Source organism: Alloyangia pacifica, assembly GCF_020524285.1.
Classification (GTDB): domain Bacteria; phylum Pseudomonadota; class Alphaproteobacteria; order Rhodobacterales; family Rhodobacteraceae; genus Salipiger; species Salipiger pacificus_B.
In genome coordinates this window covers 108,414-124,829 of record NZ_JAIVKX010000002.1, presented here as the reverse complement: position 1 = coordinate 124,829, position 16,416 = coordinate 108,414, and the positions used below count along the sequence as shown (strand labels likewise).

Genomic DNA, 16,416 nt, shown 5'->3' with positions numbered 1-16,416 from the left:
CTTGGAACTGACGCAGTTGCAGGAAAAGTTCAGCAAATCAGTGGTTTAGCGTAGAGACACAGTTTATCGGCTGTGTGTCACGCTCTCCGATTTTCTAATCACACGAAATGAACTGTCCGGCTTCCGCTTGGACAACCAAGACAGGCCCTTCTACATGCACTCAGGGCCCCCAAAAGGCCCTGATGACGCACCTAGCCCCCTGAGAGAGGGGCCGCCATTGTCCGCAGGCCGCACACGAGAATCTGCCGCGTACGCACGCACTGTGACCTCAAGGATGCATCGAGGCGCATCAGCAAATCTCAAACTCCGGGCAAGTGCAGCTCTTGCCGGGGGTCGGCAATCTGGTATCAATGCAAAAAATTGGACTTGGAGTACGTGGCGTGAGTAGCAGCAATTCGCAGACTTTGTCTCTCAACACTGTAGACTATCCATTTGAGACACTGGTGTCTCGCGTAACCTCCGACCCGGCAAAACTGATACTAGACCCAGATTTCCAGAGGAAATTCAAATGGGACAAGGAGGGCTGGGATAGGTCCTCGAAATTTATTGAATCTTGCCTGATGAGAATTCCGCTACCTTCATGCTACTTCGCTGAAATTGATGACGGACGTCAATTGGTCATTGATGGCGTCCAGAGGATCACAACGATCTGTAAATTCATGAACAATGAATTTGCGCTATCCGGCTTACAGACACTCTCTCACCTAAACGGAAAGAAATTTTCGGATCTTGGCTCCGAAGCCGGAGATCTTGAGTCTACGACAATACGCTGCATTATCCTAAGAAGAGAAAACCCTGCCGAAATCATCGCCGAAATCTTTTCGCGATTGAACCAAGGTGGCGTTGATCTTTCCGATCAAGAAATTCGGCATGCGCTCTTCCCTGGGGAATTCAATAACCTGCTTTCTGAGCTCTCAAAATTTGAGGACATCAAAAACTTCAAGCAGGGGCGAAAGGGAAATAGCAGAAGGGACTCCCTTGAAGCTGAAGAGTTAGTCTTGAGATTCTTCGCACTGAACAATGACCTAAAGAGCTACGGAGGAAACCTCAAGTTCTTCTTAGATAGGTTCATGAAGAACAATCGACAGATGAATACTACCGAAGTGGACAGGCATAGAGCTCAATTTAAGAGCGCCTTGGAAAAATGCAAAATTGTTTTCGACGGTGAGAATGAACTCTTCACAAGCCTAGCCGGAGACCGCCGACGCCAAGGCTTGGTATATTTTGATCTCCAAATGGTCACACTCTCTGAGTTTAGCAAGAAAGACCTGAAAGAACATCGAAAAGACATTCGCGTTTCTTGGCGCGACATGTGTTCTTCGCGCGAATTCAAGAAGCTTACAGAAGGTGGCGTACAGCGGAAATCCTCTGTAGGAACAAGAAATAGACTTTGGATGGACAGGCTGAAAAAGATCGTCGGTCAAGAGTGACCCGTAATGTCATCTTTGAACCCGTTCCAAGACTCCTCTCATTTCGATGAGCAACTTTCAGCGCTACGCGATGTAGCAAGTGAGAGCAACCGCAGGATAATTGCGGATACTCCAGATCCTCTGTTTGAGGAGCACGTAAATGTGTTTACCAAATCATATCTCGTAAGCGCATGCTCTGTTCTAGAGGCGTTCCTGCAAAACGAAGTCTTGTACTTTGTTTACGAAATTAAGACCCATCTAAGTACAGCCAACATACCACATAATTTGACCGCTTGGTCTGCAGGCGCCAAGGATGGCTCCAACGGACGCAAATTCTCCGCTTTTGAAATCGACCTCACAGACAAGGCGCTAACTGAGAAGCTGAGCGGCAATATTGACAAGACGATCACAGCCTTTGAACGCATTGGAGTGGATCTTGACGCTGATGAGGAATTTCGGGAAATGAAAGATTTCATTTCCGCACGCGTGACAAAAAGAAATGCAATCATTCATGACAATGATGACGCTTCAGATGTGAGCTTCACCGACATCGTAGCTCTAGTCGACGGGTTTACGCGATACTGCGCGTGCATCAAGCGAATAACCCGAAGCAGCCCTCATATTTTACGAACTTAACGGCTAACGTCTGCGTGGCGGCGGGGCGTTTCTGAAAAGATTTAGTTCATATCAGAAACGCCCCGCCACTAGACAGGTGCTTTCATCTTCGATGATGCACACGAAATTCGCAAAAATGAACTATCGGCTTTGCTAGCTTGACTCACGATAGACGAAGCGAGCCAAGTGCAATCACATCATCTTAGCGGTCAATAGTGCCCGATCGCACCACCACTCAACGGATGCCAGTCAACTCGTTCAGCGATTTCTTTGTGTACGTCATGATGTCACGCAGCTCCAAGAGATCAATCGGGACCAGGCCTCTTTCTACGTCCCGGAGTTTTGTGTAGCTCCAACCGAGGTCGTTTGCCGCTTCGTTCGGCTGTAGGTCATTGTCGAAACGGAAATCGATCAGCTTGCGCCCGAGGCGCTCGTGTACCGAGCTGACCGGCGAGCGATCCGCTTTCGCGATCCGCGGCCGCATCTTGACGCCCTGCTCTTTCAGGATCTGTTGCACTCGGCGCGGACCCAGGCCATTGGAGCGGCCGATCTCGCCGATCTCCATGCCTGAGAGGTAGTCCCTGGCCATCAGGTCGTCGCGGTTCTTGTTGTTGGTCGTCGTCATCAGCTACTCAATCGGAAGTTGTATTTTCGGGACCTTTTCGGGTGTGTCAGAGCTGTGTCAGAGGTGTGTCACCCAGAAGGGTTTTCGTGGCCTAAATCGACCTCTCTGACCTACCCTTGATCCCTTTAATTTCAATGACTTAGACGATTCCGACGCTCGCTTTCGCGAAGCTGTTAATCAATTGGTCGTAGGTTCGATCCATACCGCCGGAGCCAAACTTCTCGCAAGAGCTTGAAGTTTCGGCAGAAAACCCCCGGGTCTCGGCAGAGACCCGGGGGTTTTGCGTTTCGGATTCACAAACCGGTGCACAATGTGGTACGCGGCCGCGACTCCGAGGATGCCCTGACACGTTTTCGGAGCAGTCGAATGGCCCAACTCGATGCCGAAAACCTGATCCCGCTGACAGTCCCGGCGCGCTGAGCGATCATTCGGCTCGAGGCCTCCCGGATGGTAATAGTTGCCAGGCGCAGAACAGGTATCCAGGGTCAGCATCCAAGGTGCCGCTACCGCCCAAAAGATCTCTGGCCTCTGCGGCTTGATCTGCCCCGCACCGGGGCATGGGACCCAATGCCGCACGGCACCGCAGAAAATGCAGCAAGCCTTCAACCCCTTAGCCCTTGGCGGCGACCGGCTGCTCTGCCGCGACGCCGAAGCAATCGATCTCTGGGCCCACCTCTTTTGCTCGACGGCCTGCCACCAAGCGCGCGAGGCGCGGTTCCGCCAGTGACACGAACAGCGCGTGCGACGGATTGCCGTCGTAGAAACGACCGTCATTATTGCCTTAAAAGGTCGTCACTCCCCAACCAGGCAGCGAGGCACGATCCCCGGCCCACCTGAAGCTCAAAGAGGCTGAGCAGCGCGGTCCGCTTGCAGGCGCGGCCCCATGGCCACGCCGAACAAGAGCCATCACCCGATCCCCTCCGACGCTTGCAGGCCGAAGAATTCCTCCCGAAGGCCGGGTCCGACTCGCCTGAACCGCAAGAGATTCCGCGCAATGCGTTGCGGCCTCTTGAGGAGCGCGCGATTGAGCACCGTTTCACGCAGAACCCCCTGTGCCCGGCTGTGCGAGCCGGGATTGCCGACCCGGTAGACAGCCCCCCGGAACGGCAGAGGCGACAGCGGCGTGTTCTGCGCGCGCAGCCTTGGCGCGAGCCTCACATGGCTTCCGAAAGTGTCCTTGATCCAGTCCGAAGCGGCGTCCTCGAACCTGGGGGGGATGCGGTAGAGGTCCCGCCGGACGATCAGGCAGGTGCCGCAGCGGCTGGCGAACCGGTCGTGACCATAAAAGAAGGCCCCGCCATCTTCCCACAGCCAGCCCTTTTCGATGACCCAGCCGAAGGCCTCGGAATGTCTGGAGACGAAATCGACGATCCTATTGCTGACCAGGTCGTCATCATCGCAAATCATGGTGAAACGGCTGTCTGCGGCCTCGAGCATGCCGGCCAGAACCCGGCGCCCCTTGTCGAACCGGAAGGCATCCAGAAACGCATCTCTGCCGGCCTGCCCCAGTTCATGCAGATCGTTGGGCGGAAAAGTCACGCGCGTGACCGAGAATTTCTCCGGCAGCGGCGGCAGGGCGGCACCGTGGTTCGCGACAATGATCCCGCGCCAGTCCGCATGGGTCTGGGCCGAGATCGAGCGCACCGTCTGTTCGAGCTTGGCCGTCAGCTGGCGCCAGTCCCGCGCATTGTCCTGATGCCGAACCGGGATGATGAACGTGACGAGTGTCATGCTCCCCCTCCTCACACGACGGCTTGCGCCAGCGCGGCTTGTTCGCGCGCCCAGGCCACGCCGTCCCTGATCGAGCTGGCGCGGTAGGCGACGTCGGTTCCGCCGGAAAATGCGCCCATGAAACGCCGGATCTTGCCGTAGCTGTTGTCGAGCACCGCATGGGGCCGCCCCAGCAGCAGCGCGCAGATATGCACGTGCAACCGATCGGTGACGAGCGCATCGGCGCGTCCGATCTGCGCAATCCCGCGATCGAAAAGGCGCTGGTTCGCAGCGGCGTCGAGCATGCGGAACCTGCGCTCCGCGGGTCTGAGATCCCTGAAAGACCCGGCCCAGGCAATGCGCTTGGTCCGGGTCACCAGCGCTTCGTCTTCGGTGATCCAATCCTCCTTGGGGATGTCGGGAAACGGCCATCCACCCGCGCGCGTCACCTTTTCGGAATCCTCGCGCAGCATGGCCAGCACCGGCAGCGCACGCCGGCTCCACTCGATCGGCCCGATCGCGAACGCCATGTCCGGGCACAGGCGGACCTCGCAATTGAAATGTTTGCGTGAAAATTCGAGGGACTCCGCGTCGCGGACAAGCAGGATGAAATTGCCATGGCGGTCGATCGCGCGGGCAGCCGCATCGATGTGGCGCGGATCGTTGAAATGGATGGATTGAGGGAACTGCACGACCTGGCGGTCCGGGAAATCCGCCAGCACTCTCTCGCGAAAGGTCTGGTGTGCCAGCCAGATATCCCCGAAGTTCCCGCCCCCATGTATGAAGATCGGCCCGTCCGGCGCCTTCCTGCGCAAGTCCGAGGGCGCATAGTCCCGCAACCTCGAGACATAATCCGGGGTCTTGCCGTTGAAATGCCGCCGCAGGTAGGCGATTTCGCCGACCCAGATCGCCGAATCCCCGCAATTCTTGATGTCGGGAAAGTCGACGATCGACAGGTGCTGATCTTCGCGAATGTACCCAGCGAGACTTCTGTGGATCTTGCTTTGCAGGTCTGAAATCAGGTCAAGCCGCGATCTATGGTCCATTTCAGGCGTTTCTCACATTTGGTACCGTTTCGGAGAGCATGCCCCGAGACCTCACTCATTGACGCGTCGGCCGGCTGAAGCGACCGTTCCCGGCGCTTAGCCCCTGCGCGTGGCGGAAGATGGGCGGCACATGGGCGTGCGGCCCGACCCACAGATGAAGCTGCGTGGCCAGACTATCCGCCCATACCCTCTCCAATTCAGCAGGCGCGATACGACGATTTGTGAGTCACATTGGTTAAAATTGGAATAATGGGAGCCAGATCATTCGCCCCCGTCCGCGCGCTTTGCGAATGCGACCTGTAGTGGCGCGCGATCAGGATCTCTCAATCCCGGCGTATCGCATAGAGCGCTTGGGACAGCGGTGGCCACCGAAATATCAGCCATGAAGCGGCAAGTGCCGCCGCAGGCGCTTGTCAGCTCCGCCGGTCATCCGGCCTTCCCCTCAGCACGTGTCGCCCGCCGCAGCCTGCCCCCGGCTACACCCGTTCGGTCGCGCCGATCTGCGCGGTCAGCGCCCGCACCTGCCGGAACATCGCGGCCTTAAGGTCGTCGAGGGCCATCGCCTCGCTCACGGTATAGGCCGTGAAAAGCCCGTTCAGCCCGAGGAAGGTCAGCTCACCGAAGGCGCGCGCATCGACGCCGCTCCGCACCAGCCCGCCCTGCTGCAGGCGCGCCATCAGGGCCACCACTTGCTCCGAGAGCTGATGGTCCAGTTCGCGGTAGCGACGCGAGAAGGGCGTGTCGGGGCTCTGAATCGAAAAGGCCATGGCGGTGCGCCACATCTCCTTGGTCAGGTAGACCAGGGAGTGATCGTAGTAGGTGGCCACCAATGTGCAGATCGCGTCATAGGCATCGTCCGGCGGCGCGGCGACGACACCCTCGCCCTGATGCAGCACCTCCTCGACCTCCATCGAGACGATGGCGAGCAGCAGGTCCGCCTTGTGTTCGAAGTAGTTGTAGAAGGTGCCGACGGAGACCTCGGCGACCTCGGCGATCGCCTCGATCCGCGCCGCCTCATACCCGTTCTGCTTAAAAAGCGTGCTCGCCGCCTGAATTATGGCACGATGGCGTTTCGCTTTCTGTCTTTCGCGCAGTCCGGCCATGGGGCCTCCTTGGTCACTTCAAAATTGATATTGACTGTAAAACTGAACCGGTTCAACTTTTTTCCAGACGCAGGGCCGAGAACAGCGCCCGCGCCCCGACAGGAGAGGAAAAAAATGGCACTGAAACACACCTGCTCGATTCTCGCCGTGACTGCTGGCCTGACCTCCGCACTGGCCTCCGCCGCACAGGCCGAGGATCTCAATGCGCTGATCTGGTGCGACCACGCCGACCCCGAGCTGCTGCAGCCCTTCGAAGAGGCGCATGACGTCCGGGTCAACGTGAAGGAATACGAAGGCACCGCCGCGGGCCTCACCCTGCTGGAACAGTCCCGTCCCGGCGACTGGGACGTGATGGTGATCGACGCGGTGGACGTGGGCCGCGCCGTCGAGCGCGGGCTGCTCGCCCCCCTGCCCGTCGATCAGCTCGCGACCGACAGCTACTTCCCCGAGGCGGTTCTGGCCGATCACACCACCGTCGATGGCACCACCTACGCGGTGACCGAGAAGTTCGGCTACAACACCATCGCTTACAACAAGGCGGCGGTGGACCCGGCGGACATGGCCAGCCTCGATGCGCTCTGGTCGGGCAAGTACGACGGCCGCATCGCCATCTACGACTACTACCTGCCGGTGCTGGGCCTCGTCGGCCTCGAGGCGGGCATCGACACCGCCGATCTCGGCGCCGACACGCTGGAGACGATCCGCGAGCCGCTGATGAAGCTCAACGCGGCCTCCAAGCAGGTCTCGGACGTCGTGGGCAGCCAGACCGCGCTTGCCACCGGAGAGGTCGACGTGCTGATCGGCGGCGGCGAATGGCTGACCGCCGTGCTCAATGCCGAGAACCCCGACCTCGACTGGACCATCCCCGAGGAAGGCGGCCTGCTCTGGGCGCAGTCGCTGGCCATCGTCGAGGGCACCGAGAAGCCCGAGCTGGCGCTGGAGTTCATCAAGTACATCACCTCCCCCGAGGGCCAAGCGCGTCTCGCCACCTCGTCGTGCTACTGGGGCATGCCGGCCAACAAGGCGGCGGGCGACGTGCTGACCGACGAGCAGAAGGCGATCCTGCGCTGGGACGATCAGCCGGACTACCTGAGCCGCGCGCAGCTCTACCCGGTGCCGGACGCGGACACCGATGCCGCGATGCAGGACCTCTGGACCGACATGCTCCAGAACTAAGAGAGCCAGATGAGCATCGAGAAACAGGAAAAACGTCAGGGAGCGACCTTGGTCGCTCCCGCGCTGCTGTGGACGCTGGGCTTCTTCGTCATCCCCTTCGCGGCGATGGTGATGATGAGCCTCGCGCACCTCGAGGGGCGCGAGATCGTGCAGGGCCATGACCTCGGCAACTACCTGCGGATCTTCACCGATCCGTCGCTGCGGCGCGGCATCTTCGTCTCGCTGGAGATCACCGCGGTGGTCACGGTGATCTCGGTGCTGCTGGCCTGGCCGCTGGCCTGGATCATCGCCACCCGCGTGCCCGCCCGTTGGCGGCGCATGGCGCTGCTGCTGGCGGTGCTGCCGTTCTGGACCTCCTACGTGGTGCGCTCCTATTCCTGGGCGCTGGTGCTGGGCGAGAAGGGCGTGGTGATGAACGCGCTCGTCGGGCTCGGCCTGCTGGCGGAACCGGTACAGATCATGGCGACGCGCTCGGCCACGATCATCGGCTTCGTGCATTTCTTCGTCATGCTCCTCACGCTCACCATCTATTCCAACCTGATCCAGCTCTCGCCAAACTACGCCCGCGCCGCCGAGGACCTCGGCGCGTCGAAATGGCAGGTGATCCGGCTGGTGATCCTGCCGCTCACCCTGCCCGGGGTGATGACCGGCGCCTTCCTGACCTTCGTGCTCTGCATCGGCGATTACATCACGCCGCAGATCCTCGGCGGCAACAACGAGCTGACCTTGCCGCAGCTCATCATGCTGCAGCTCGGACGGCGCGGAGACTTCCCCATGGCCTCGGCCCTGTCGGTGGTGCTGATGGTCATCGTGACACTGGCCTACGCCGCCTGCGCGCGCTGGCTGAAGATGGAGCGCGTGTGATGAAGTACCTGTCCTGGGCCTATCTCGTCGCGCTCTTCGGCTTCATCCTGCTGCCGGTGGTGACGCTGGTGATCTTCTCCTTCCAGGACGGCCGCCTGCCGGTGCCACCGTTCAAGGGCGTGACCTTCGAATGGTACGCCGAGATCCTCACCGACCGCGCCATGATGGAGGCGCTCGGCAACTCGCTGATCGTGGCGCTGCTGTCGTCGCTGGTGGCGCTGACGCTGGGCTTTCTCGCCGCCTCGGGCCTCGCCCGCGTGGTGCTGCCCGGCTCCGTCGTGATGCGCGGTCTGCTGATCGCGCCGATGACCGTCAGCTACCTGATCATCGCCCTGGGCCTGCTGCAGATGTTCAACAAGGTCGGCATCCGCCCCTCGCTTCTGGCCACCGGCATCGGCCATGTGGTGATCAATCTGCCGCTCTGCTTCGCCATCCTCTATGCCGCCATCGGCGAGCACCAGAAGAGCGCGCTGAAAGCCGCGCGCGACCTCGGCGCCCGCGAATGGCAGGTGCTCTGGTTCGTCGCCGCGCCGATGCTCACCCCGGCGCTCGCCGCCGCCTTCTTCCTCGCCTTCACCTTCAGCTGGGACGAGTTCATCATCGCCTTCCTGCTGACCCGCTTCGACGTGACCCTGCCGGTCGAGATCTGGTCGATGCTGCGCTCCGGGCTTTCGCCCGCGACCAACGCCGTCGGCTCGCTGGTCTTCCTCGTCTCGGTTATCGTGGTGGTGGCACTTGAACTCACGCTTTTCCGAAAGGGATCGAAATGACCGCGGATGTCCACATCAAGGCCGTCGAGCATAGGTTCAACAGCTTCACCGCCCTGCACCGGGTCGAGATGCAGATTGCCGCGGGCGAGTTCATCGTGCTGCTCGGCCCCTCGGGCTGCGGCAAGACCACGCTGCTGTCGATCATCGGCGGCTTCCTGACACCCTCCGAGGGCCAAGTGCTGATCGGCGGGCGCGACATGACCCATGTGGCGCCGAAGGACCGGCCCACCACCACCATGTTCCAGGACTACGCGCTCTTCCCGCACATGAGCCTGCGCGACAACGTCGCCTTCGGCCTGCGCATGCGCGGCATGGCCAAGGCCGCGCGCAACGCCAAGGCGCTTGAGATGCTGGACATGGTGGGCCTAGCCGACAAGGCCGCTCGCCGTCCGCACGAGCTCTCGGGTGGCCAGCGCCAGCGCGTCGCCCTCGCCCGCGCACTCGCGGTGGAGCCTGACGTGCTGTTGCTCGACGAGCCGCTCGGGGCGCTCGACCTCAAGCTGCGCCGCCAGATGCAGGAGGAGTTGAAAGCCATCCAGCGCCGCGTCGGTACCACCTTCGTGCACGTCACCCACGACCAGGAAGAGGCCATGGCCATCGCCGACCGCATCGTGGTGATGAACCACGGGCGCATCGAGCATTGCGGCACCCCCGAGGAGGTCTACCTGACCCCGAAGACCATGTTCTCGGCGGAGTTCATGGGCGAGACCAACCGCATCCCCGTCAGCCCCGCCGGCGAGGGTGTCACCTCGCCCCTCGGCCCGCTCGCCATTGCCCCGGCCGAAGGCATGCTCTGCCTGCGTCCCGAGAGCATCGGCCTCTCGGGCGAATTCAGCCTCGGACGCGCCACGCTGGTCGAGGCGGCCTTCTACGGCTCCTATCACCGCTGCCACTTCCGCCCGGTTGCGGCACCGGAGATGCTCCTCACCGCGCATCTGCCGCAGGGCGCGCACCCGCAGCCCGGCGCCGAGGTCGAGCTCTTCGGCCGCACCCCGGTGGTGCTGGCCCCCGAGGCAAAGGCCGCCGCATGACGGGCCGCATCCCGCCCAAGGATTGGTACCGCCAGCGCCAGGTCGGCGACGGCATCACCTGGATCGACGAGCCGTTCATCCAGGAATTCTACCGCTGCAACATCTGGCACGTGCGCGGGCGGGACCGGGATCTGATGGTCGACAGCGGCATGGGGGTGGTCTCCTTGCGCGAATGGGTCCCGCTGGTCTCCGAGCGCCCTCTGGATGCGGTTGCCAGCCACACCCATTTCGACCACATCGGCTGCCATCACGAGTTCCCCTGTCGGCTCTGCCACGCGGCCGAGGCCGACATTCTCGCAAATCCGACCCGCGCGAGCACCCTCGCCGATCCCTATGTGACCGACGAGATCTTCGACGCCCTGCCCGACGTGCCCTACAGCTCAACCACTTACGCCGTGAAGGGCGCCCCGGCGACGCGGCTGCTGGAGGATGGCGACGTCATCGACCTCGGCGACCGGCACTTCGAGGTGATCCACACCCCCGGCCACAGCCCCGGCGGCATCGCGCTCTGGGAAGCCGCCTCGGGCGTGCTGATCTCGGGCGACATCATCTACGACGGCCCGCTGATAGAGGATACCTATCACGCCGATGCCGAGGCCTATATCCGCTCGATGCAGCGCCTCGCCGAATTGCCGATGCGGATCGTGCACGGCGGCCATTTCCCCTCCTTTCCCGGGGACCGGCTGACCGAGATCGTCACCGGCTGGCTCCGGGAAAAGGGCGTCTGACACACCCCATCCGGGGCGCGGCGTCTAGAGCGCCCCGCCGGGGTTGAGCGGCGGCAAGGGCGCACGGACCTCGGCGCCCCGGCGCGGCCGGGCCTGCTCAAGCGCCCCGCGCAGGGTCGACCACGCCGTGTCGCCGCCCCCGCCGCCGCCTCCGTAGCGCTCCGCCCCCAGCGCCAGCAGCGCCGCCTCGACCTGCGCGGCGCGGCGCGGGTCCGGCCCCTCCACGCGTCTGGCCCAGAGATCGAGCGCCGGACGCAGCGCCGCGTGATCTCGCGCGGCAATCACCCGCATCAACTCCCGCCAGGCAAAGCCTTCCGAGGCCAGCACCCTGTCGCGCCGCAGCGCCCGCCGCCGCGCCAGCGCGGGCAGCAGGTAGCGCAAAGCCAGGAAAACCAGCCCCAGGGCCACCAGCGCCGCCGCCGCCAGCAGAGCGATGCGCCGTGGATCAAGCGGCGCGCTGCGGCCCGGGGGCGGGCCGTCGATCTGCAACTCAAGGCCCGGGACGGAGGCGGTCTTCACCACCCCGTCATCGGTGTCGTACCACTCGAGCGTGATCTCCGGCAGCGCACCGCCACCGCCCGCCTCGGCGAGATAGGTCACGCTCTCCGCCCGCGACCCGCTGAGCGCACCGCGCTCATCGGTCTCGGACAGCCGCGGCTCGTCCGGATAGGCGGCGACCCCCGGCAGTTCCACCGGCGCCAGGAGCTGCGGCAGGAACATCGGCGAGACGCCGGAGACCTCGGCCGTCACCCGCCGCTTCAGGCTGTCGCCCGGCACCATCGCAGCAGGGTCGCCGTCGATCTCCTGCGTCAGCGTCAGATCCGCGGCGGCGAGGAACGGATCAAGCGCCTCGGCCCCCTCCGGCACCACCCCGGCGAAACCGATCGGCCCGGTGGTCAGCGTGGCCTGCCGCGCCTCGCCGGTACCCGTGTCCTGCCAGGTGACCAGCACCTCCTGCGGCGGCAGCACCACCTGCCCCGGCACCATCGGCGAGATCCGGTAGTGCCGCGAGATGCCCGCCCAGGTCTCGCCACCTATCCGCTCGGAGACGGGGTTGGTGGAGCGCGACGGCAGCCGCACCAGCAGGTTCGGCGCCTCGAGGCTCGGCCAGACCGGCGGCTTCGGCATGAAACTCGGCACCAGCACCGTCAGCCGCAGGCTGAGCGACTGGCCGGGGATCGCCTCGGTCTCGGGGAAGTCGACGATGAGCTGCGGCAGATCTTCGGCGTCTTGCGCCCGTAGCGGCAATGGCAGAAGCAGGACGAGAAGGAGAAGCACGCGCATCATTGACCGCCCTCCGTGGTCGCCGGGGCGGCAGGCTCCGCCGACGCATCTGCGCTCGCAGGCGGCTGGGCCGCCTCGAGCGCAAACCGCATCCGCAGGAAATCCCCGGTGCGCGTGTCGACCGTGTTCATCCATTGCTCGGCTGTCAGCAAGCCGCCCTCCGCGGCACCACTGGCCTCGCGCAGCGTCTCTTCGCCCTGCCCGCTCTCGTTGTCGTAGACCTCCTCGTCGGCGCCGATCCCCTGGTCCTCGCCGGTGTCGGAGGCCAGCTGCGCCGCCTCGACATAGGCGACGATGCGCTGCGCGGTCTCGAGGTTCTCCGCCGCTCCGGGATAGTCCGGATCGCGCGCCAGCGTGGTCTCGAAGGCCCGCACGCCGTCGCGGTAGTGCCGCCCCTTGATCTGCGCCAGCCCCTGGATGAAGGCCGCCTGCGCGGTCTCGACCCGGTCCAGCACCAGCACGGCATCGTCGTACTGCCCGCTCCGGTAGAGCGCATAGCCGCGCCAGAGCGGGTCGACAAACAGCTCCGCCGCACGCGCGTAGTGCTTGTTTTCGAACGCAATCCGGCCCTGCTGGTCCGGCGTCAGGAACCAGTCGGCCATACCCTCGGCCCGCGCCCCCTGCGGCGCGGCAAGCAGCGCCATCGCCGCGAGCGCCGCCCATCGCATGGTCCAGCCGCGGCGGAAGCTGAGCAGCAGGATCAGCGCCGCGGGCCAGGCCAGCCAATGCGCCTGGTCCTCCCAGGGCTGATCCACGTCGTCGAGCTGCGCCCGGCGGTAGGCGGCATTGAGCAGCCCGTCGAGCCTGCGGATGTCCGACGGATCGGGCGTCACCTCGATCACCGGCGCCGAGAGCGCATCGAGCCCGCGGTCGCGGCTGCCCTCCGGACGCATCGACAGCACCGCCAGCGGCGCCGCGCTGGCATCGAGCGGCGCAACATCCGCCGGGTCGAGGCTGTCGGTGACAAAGAGGATGCCGCCCGGCGCGGTCTCCTCGGCGAGCATCGCCGCGGCCAGCGCCAGCGCTACGCCCGCCACCGCGCCTTCGCGCGGCATGACCTCGGGGCTGAGCCCCTCGAGATAGGGCACCATGACCTGCGCGTCCTCGGTCATCGGCAGCACCACATGGGCGGTCCCCGCATAGGCCACCAGCGCCGTGCGCGCCCCGGCCCGCAGCTCGAGAAAGTCGCGGATCTTCTGCTTGCCGCGCTCGAGGCGCGACGGCGGCAGGTCGGTCTGCTCCATCCCAGGCGTCACCGCGAGCACGATCACCGCCGGGGCGGATTGCGCCGCAAACGGGTCGGGCTGGCGCGACCACGTCGGCCCCGCCGCGCCGAGCGCAGCGAGGATGAGGATCGCGGCGGTGCCGTCGATCGGCTTGAGCCGCCTTCGCTGCGCGCGCCCCACCGTCAGCGCCTCGCGCAGGTGCGGGGCGATGCCCTCGGCCTGCATCGCCCCGCGCTGCAGCGGGCGACGCACCCAGCCCCAGACCAGAAGAACCAGCGGCACCAGCAGCAGCCAGAGCGGGCGCAGGAAGTGGAAGGCTTCGAGGAAAAGCGGCAGATCGGTCATGCCGTTTCCTCCGTCGCCGCCCCGGCCACCGCCCGCCGCCGCCCGCGCAGCTGCAGCCAGAGCACCGCGCCGATCCCCAGCATCGCCGCCAGCGCCATGGGCAGCCAGGCCAGCGACCGGCGCGGGCGGAAAGAGAGCGTCTCCGTCTCGCGCGGGGCAAGCGCGTCGATCCGGGCGTAGACCGCCTCCAGCGCCGCCGCGTCCTCGGCGAAGAAATACTGCCCGCCGGTGCGCTCGGCGATCGCCCGGAGGGTCACCAGATCCACCCGGTTCTCGCCCGTCGCCTCGGGATCGCCGACGCCGATGGTGAAGATCTCCACCCCCCGGTCGGCGGCGATCTCCGCCGCGTTGACCGGGCTCATGCGGCTGGCGGTGTCCGAGCCGTCCGACAGCAGGATCAACAGGCGCTGGTCGATCTCGCTGGCCTCGAAGGTGCGGATGGACAGGCCGATGGCGTCGCCGAGCGCGGTGTGCGGCCCGGCCATGCCGACCTCGGTGGTGTCCAGCAGCTCGGTGATCGTGGTCAGATCGTCGGTCAGCGGCGCCTGCAGGTAGGCCGCCGTGCCGAAGACGATCAGCGCCATGCGATCGCCCTCGCGACCGGCGACGAAATCGCCCACCACCTGCCGCACCCCGGCGAGGCGCTGGATGCGCGCGCCCTCGGGCGTGGCGAAATCCTTTGCGTCCATCGACCCCGAGATGTCGATCGCCAGCACCACGTCGCGCGCGGCCTTCTCGATGGTGATCGGCGCCCCGACCCGCTCCGGCCGGGCCAGCGCCAGCACCAGCAGCGCCCAGCAGAGCCCGGCGGTGATCGCCGAGATCACCGGGCGCGAGAGCACCACCGCCCCGGCGCGCGGCTCGGCCCCCGCCGCCTCGGCCATGCGCCGGAAGAACGGAAAGCGCAGCGCGCTTTCACGCTCGCGATGGGGCGGCAGCAGCCAGCGGACAAGCAGCGGCAGCGGCAGAAGCAGGAGCAGCCAGGGGGCGGCGAGCGAGATCATGCGGTCAGCTCCCGCGCGAGTGTGGCGGGCGCCGCGCGATGGGTCTTCAGCCAGCGCTCGGCGGCGCGGCGCAGCTCGGGCGACGGCGCGGCATCCGGGTCGCGGTAGGGCGCGCGGCGCAGCTCCTCTCCGGCGGTGTCCGGGAAGCGGCTGCGGCCGGTGCGGCTGAGAAAGGCGGTCCAGTCGGCGCCGGTGAGCGAGGCGACCTCGGCGCGCGGAAAGGCCGCGAGCGCGGCGCGGCGCAGGATGGCGGCGAGTTCGGCGGTGGTGCCTGCCCGGTCCAGTTCGGCCAGCGCCGCGCGGCGGTAGGCATTCGCCAGGTGGCGGCGATGCCAGCGCCAGAGGCCCCAGAGCAGCAGCCCCGCGAGCAGCAGCGCCAGCGCCACCCAGCCCCATGTCTGCGGCATCAGCGATACCGGCGCGGGCGGCACCGGGTCGATCAGCTGGTTGATCAGCCCGACGAGGCTCTCGGTTTCCGCTCCCTCCTCGTTCATCGCGGCCCGAGCCCCAGCAGGCGGCGCATCTGCGGCAGGGTCTCCTCGCCGGCCGAGAGCGGCAGGATCGCCACGCCGAAGCGACGCTGCCAGTCCAGAACATCCGCCAGCCGCCCCTTCGACATCTCGATCAGCCCCTTGCGCGTGCCCGGCGCACCGGTGTCGATCTCGGCCTGCAGCGCGCCATCGGTGACGATGAGCTTCAGCCCCGCCGGGATCTCGCCCGCGCTCGGGTCGGTCACCGGCACGAGGATCAGGTCGTTGTGGCGCGCCAGCCCGGACACGATGCGGTCGGTCTCGCCGTCGATGCCGTCGAAATCGCTCAGCACGATGATCAGGTGATTGCGGCTGGCAATCCGGGCGACGGCGCGCAGCACCCGTGTCAGGCCGATGGGGGCGACATTGGGCGCTTCGGCGTGCAGCAGGCCATTGGCCTCGGCAAGCGCGGTAAGAAACCGGTTGAGCGCGGCGCGGCTGCGCTGCGGGCGGACCTCGGCGATCATCTCGTCGCCGAAGACGATGCCCCCCACCCGGTCGCCCTGGTCGAGGATGCGGAAGGCGGTCATCGCCGCGGCCTCGGCGGCGGTGACCGATTTCATCGCGCGACGGGTGCCGAAGAACATCGACATACGCTGGTCGACGACGATCAGCGCCGGGCGGTCGCGCTCCTCGGTCATCACCCGGACATGGGGTTTTCCCGTCCGGGCGGTGACCTTCCAGTCGATGGCGCGGATGTCGTCGCCCGGCAGGTAGTCGCGCAGTTCCTCGAAGTTGAGCCCGCGCCCGCGCAAGCGCGAGGCGTGGCGGCCGTTGAGCACCGATTGCGCCGGCTGGCGCGGCAGGAAGCTGAGCCCGCGCGCCGGGCCCTCGAGGCTGCGCAGGTAGGCCAGATCGGTGTGGATGCGCGGATCATCCGTGACCTGCGGGGCCTTCGGCAGGGTGCCGGTGCGGATGCGGGCGGCGCGGTCCTTCATGGTCTCCTCCTC

16 protein-coding genes are annotated in these 16,416 nt (G+C 65.0%); 7 read left to right on the top strand and 9 right to left on the bottom strand.

Annotation, left to right across the window (positions count from 1 at the left end; translation table 11 throughout):
• Window positions 1-314 precede the first annotated feature (314 nt).
• Together LC039_RS01455 and LC039_RS01450 are read left to right on the top strand one after the other, a co-directional pair.
• Window positions 315-1,430, top strand: a complete 1,116-nt coding sequence (locus LC039_RS01455; RefSeq protein ID WP_226621285.1) for a DUF262 domain-containing protein — start codon at window positions 315-317, stop codon at window positions 1,428-1,430.
• Between the two features lie 6 nt (window positions 1,431-1,436).
• On the top strand, window positions 1,437-2,045 hold the full coding sequence (locus LC039_RS01450; RefSeq protein WP_226621284.1) for a HEPN domain-containing protein: 609 nt from the start codon (window positions 1,437-1,439) through the stop codon (window positions 2,043-2,045).
• 214 nt (window positions 2,046-2,259) lie between these two features.
• On the opposite strand, the gene LC039_RS01445 is transcribed toward LC039_RS01450, so the two are convergent.
• The 4 genes from LC039_RS01445 to LC039_RS01430 all read right to left on the bottom strand — a co-directional run bounded on the left by LC039_RS01445 (window position 2,260) and on the right by LC039_RS01430 (window position 6,508).
• A complete protein-coding gene (locus LC039_RS01445) occupies window positions 2,260-2,649 on the bottom strand; it encodes a hypothetical protein (RefSeq protein WP_226621283.1) in 390 nt (129 codons plus the stop codon).
• 906 nt (window positions 2,650-3,555) lie between these two features.
• Window positions 3,556-4,380, bottom strand: a complete 825-nt coding sequence (locus LC039_RS01440) for a hypothetical protein (RefSeq protein ID WP_226621282.1) — start codon at window positions 4,378-4,380, stop codon at window positions 3,556-3,558.
• Window positions 4,381-4,391: 11 nt separating this feature from the next.
• Window positions 4,392-5,405 carry a polysaccharide pyruvyl transferase family protein gene (locus LC039_RS01435; protein ID WP_226621281.1) on the bottom strand — a complete coding sequence of 338 codons (1,014 nt, stop codon included), beginning with the start codon at window positions 5,403-5,405 and terminating at the stop codon, window positions 4,392-4,394.
• Window positions 5,406-5,881: 476 nt separating this feature from the next.
• Window positions 5,882-6,508 (bottom strand): TetR/AcrR family transcriptional regulator, encoded by a 627-nt coding sequence (locus tag LC039_RS01430; RefSeq protein WP_226621280.1) that lies wholly within the window; start codon window positions 6,506-6,508, stop codon window positions 5,882-5,884.
• A gap of 114 nt (window positions 6,509-6,622) precedes the next feature.
• Here LC039_RS01430 and LC039_RS01425 point away from each other — a divergent pair, with 114 nt between their 5' ends.
• The 5 genes from LC039_RS01425 to LC039_RS01405 are packed head-to-tail and all read left to right on the top strand — an operon-like array spanning window position 6,623 to window position 11,077.
• A complete protein-coding gene (locus LC039_RS01425) occupies window positions 6,623-7,684 on the top strand; it encodes a spermidine/putrescine ABC transporter substrate-binding protein (RefSeq protein ID WP_226621279.1) in 1,062 nt (353 codons plus the stop codon).
• Between the two features lie 9 nt (window positions 7,685-7,693).
• Window positions 7,694-8,548, top strand: coding sequence for an ABC transporter permease (locus LC039_RS01420; RefSeq protein WP_226621278.1), 855 nt, complete (start codon window positions 7,694-7,696; stop codon window positions 8,546-8,548).
• A complete protein-coding gene (locus LC039_RS01415) occupies window positions 8,548-9,318 on the top strand; it encodes an ABC transporter permease (RefSeq protein WP_226621277.1) in 771 nt (256 codons plus the stop codon). The genes LC039_RS01420 and LC039_RS01415 overlap by 1 nt, the downstream gene beginning before the upstream one ends.
• The gene (locus LC039_RS27050; protein ID WP_413463805.1) at window positions 9,315-10,349 is read left to right on the top strand and encodes an ABC transporter ATP-binding protein; all 1,035 of its coding nucleotides are present in this window, start codon (window positions 9,315-9,317) and stop codon (window positions 10,347-10,349) included. Before LC039_RS01415 ends, LC039_RS27050 begins: the two co-directional genes overlap by 4 nt.
• On the top strand, window positions 10,346-11,077 hold the full coding sequence (locus LC039_RS01405; RefSeq protein WP_226621276.1) for an MBL fold metallo-hydrolase: 732 nt from the start codon (window positions 10,346-10,348) through the stop codon (window positions 11,075-11,077). The genes LC039_RS27050 and LC039_RS01405 overlap by 4 nt, the downstream gene beginning before the upstream one ends.
• Before the next feature lie 24 nt (window positions 11,078-11,101).
• Here LC039_RS01405 and LC039_RS01400 read toward each other — a convergent pair whose 3' ends face one another.
• The 5 genes from LC039_RS01400 to LC039_RS01380 are packed head-to-tail and all read right to left on the bottom strand — an operon-like array spanning window position 11,102 to window position 16,404.
• Window positions 11,102-12,361, bottom strand: a complete 1,260-nt coding sequence (locus tag LC039_RS01400) for a hypothetical protein (protein ID WP_226621275.1) — start codon at window positions 12,359-12,361, stop codon at window positions 11,102-11,104.
• Window positions 12,361-13,932, bottom strand: coding sequence for a VWA domain-containing protein (locus tag LC039_RS01395; protein ID WP_226621274.1), 1,572 nt, complete (start codon window positions 13,930-13,932; stop codon window positions 12,361-12,363). Before LC039_RS01395 ends, LC039_RS01400 begins: the two co-directional genes overlap by 1 nt.
• Window positions 13,929-14,936: a VWA domain-containing protein gene (locus LC039_RS01390; RefSeq protein WP_226621273.1), complete on the bottom strand. Its 1,008-nt coding sequence runs from the start codon at window positions 14,934-14,936 to the stop codon at window positions 13,929-13,931. Before LC039_RS01390 ends, LC039_RS01395 begins: the two co-directional genes overlap by 4 nt.
• Entirely contained in the window at window positions 14,933-15,430 is a 498-nt protein-coding gene (locus tag LC039_RS01385) for a DUF4381 domain-containing protein (protein WP_226621272.1), read from the bottom strand. The genes LC039_RS01390 and LC039_RS01385 overlap by 4 nt, the downstream gene beginning before the upstream one ends.
• A complete protein-coding gene (locus tag LC039_RS01380) occupies window positions 15,427-16,404 on the bottom strand; it encodes a DUF58 domain-containing protein (protein ID WP_226621271.1) in 978 nt (325 codons plus the stop codon). The genes LC039_RS01385 and LC039_RS01380 overlap by 4 nt, the downstream gene beginning before the upstream one ends.
• Between the last annotated feature and the right edge of the window lie 12 nt (window positions 16,405-16,416).